The sequence below is a fragment of the Streptomyces sp. YIM 98790 genome (genome assembly GCF_011421595.1).
Lineage (GTDB): Bacteria > Actinomycetota > Actinomycetes > Streptomycetales > Streptomycetaceae > Streptomyces.
Map to the genome: position 1 here is coordinate 1 of NZ_WTLH01000356.1, position 2,172 is coordinate 2,172.

Annotated in this window: 2 protein-coding genes; both read left to right on the plus strand. The window is 74.6% G+C overall.

What is annotated here, in order from left to right:
* Positions 1-290: 290 nt before the first annotated feature.
* Positions 291-1,376, plus strand: a complete 1,086-nt coding sequence (locus GQS09_RS27955) for a helix-turn-helix domain-containing protein (protein ID WP_165990307.1) — start codon at positions 291-293, stop codon at positions 1,374-1,376.
* A 443-nt stretch (positions 1,377-1,819) separates the two neighbouring features.
* On the plus strand, positions 1,820-2,172 hold a 353-nt coding region (locus tag GQS09_RS27960), incomplete at its 3' end, for a helix-turn-helix transcriptional regulator (RefSeq protein ID WP_165990308.1).

The following is a 2,172-nucleotide window of genomic DNA, read 5'->3' on the forward strand; positions in this document are numbered from 1 at the left end:
CCCCGGCCCCGGCGACCGCCCCGGCCCGGGCGGCCGGAGAAGGCTCCGGACCGGCTTCCGCCCAGGGGCCGGTCCCGCTCGCCGCCGGGGGCACGGCACGGCTGCCCGCCCGTGCGGCCCCGGACGGCGGGACCCGGGAGGGTCCGGCCCGCCGCCCGCCGGTGTCCGTGCGGAGGCGGGCGGACAGAAGGGAAGGTCTCGTCAGAAGTCTGTGAACCCCTGTGAACACGAGCCGTTCCGGCCGCCGCTCCCCGCGGCGGTTAGCATCATGGCTGGGAAAGCCGGGATGCGTGGGAGGTCGGCTGCGGATGGGCCACGGCCGGGATGCCGAACTGGCCCGTGAGCTGCGTGCGCTGAAGGAGAGCTCGGCGCTCAGTTTCGAATCGCTCTCCACCCGCACCGGCATCAGCCGCTCTGCGCTCCACCGCTACTGCACCGGCGCGTCGGTGCCCGCGGATTTCGCCCCCGTGGAGCGCTTCGCCAAGGTCTGCGGTGCGGACCGGGAACGGCTGCTGACGCTGCACTCGGTGTGGGCGCGGGCGACCGGGGACCGCCCCGCGGCGTCGCCCGCGCCCGGCACCCGCGACGGCCGTGAGGCCCCGTCCGGCGGGGACGCCGCCCTCCCGGCACCTCCGGCACCGGCCGCGGAGCCGGAGCCGGAGCCGGTGAACCGCCCGGCGGCCCGGCGGGCCCTGCGCCCGGCCGCGGCTGCCGCCGCGGTGCTGCTGCTCGTCGCGGGGGCGCTGCTGGTGTCCCTTGCCCGCGGCTCCGAGGAGGAGCCGCGCGGCCTGCTGCTCTCCGACGCCTGTTCCGGGCCGGTGGGGCTGGGCGCGGAGGGCGAGTGCGTCCGCGAACTGCAGCGCCTGCTCCGGGCGGCCGGAGCGGTCGGTGTCGGGACCGAGGGCCGTTTCGTCCACGACACCCTGCGCCGGGTGCAGGCCTTCCAGGTGCTGGCCGGCGTACGGCCCAACGGCATCGTGGACGACGACACCAAACGCGCCCTCTACCNCGTACGGCCCAACGGCATCGTGGACGACGACACCAAACGCGCCCTCTACCGGGGCGGTGTCTCGCTGGCCACCTGGGACCGGGAGCGGGTCGCCGAGCGCATCCGGGAGGTCTTCACCGAGGACCCGGAGGAGGCGGTGCGCAGGGCCGACTGCCGGTCGCTGCTCGATCCGCTGTATGTACTGTCGGGTCTGCGCATGCCCCGCACCTGGGGCGTCTTCCAGCTCTCCGAGGAGCAGATCGCGGAGCTCGGCGGCACGCTCGCGAAGGCCCTGGACCCGGTCTGGAACATCGAGGCGGCCCACCGGCTCTGGTCGCGGACGGAGGATTTCGGTGACTGGGGTGACTGCCTGGTGTCGATCCCCTGAGGCCGGTGTGGGCGGTGCTCATCGCATCACCTCTGAGGAGACCCGTCGCCTTCGGGCGGGGCGGGGGCGCCTCCCTGCCCCGCGCACGGTGTTGGTGCCGCAGGCCGCGGCGGGGCGCTGGTACGTCTCCCTGCTGTGCGAGGTGGGCTGCGGCACCCTGCGGGCCGCAGATGCCGCTGAAGGTCCGCACCCGGCCGTGCCGCAGCCGTGGCACGGCCCATGACCGGGACGTGAACGCGGCGCGCAGCCTTCCGGCCGGCGGTGACGGTCTGTGGAGACGGTGCAAGACCTCGACGGAGGACTCCGGGCGGGCGGCCGGCGATGAAGGAGAAACCCTCACAGCGCGAGCCGTGCGAATCCCCCTCGTTCACGGGAGGGAGAAAGTCACGACACTGTAGAGTCCTCCGAGGATTCGCACGGGGGAACTTCCGGGGGAGAGAGCCATGTCCGATATGCGGGTCGAGGACCACGTCAAGGCGCTGGCGGAGGCGCTGCGGGAACTCAAGGAGCGGACCCCGCACAGCTATGACACCCTTGCCGTCCGGCTGAACGTCAGCCGTTCCGCACTGCACCGCTACTGCACCGGCAAGGCGGTGCCGCCCGACTTCCAGCTGGTGGAACTGCTGGCCGGGATGTGCGGTGCCGACGAGCGGGAAGTGGCCCGGCTGAACCGCCGGTGGACGCTGGCCCGCGAGAGTCAGCCGCCGGCCGAGGAGCCGGCCGCGCCCGGGCCGCAGCCCACCGCCGGCACGGACGGCGGTGGCGGCAGCGGCGGGGGCGAGGGCGCGGTGAGCGC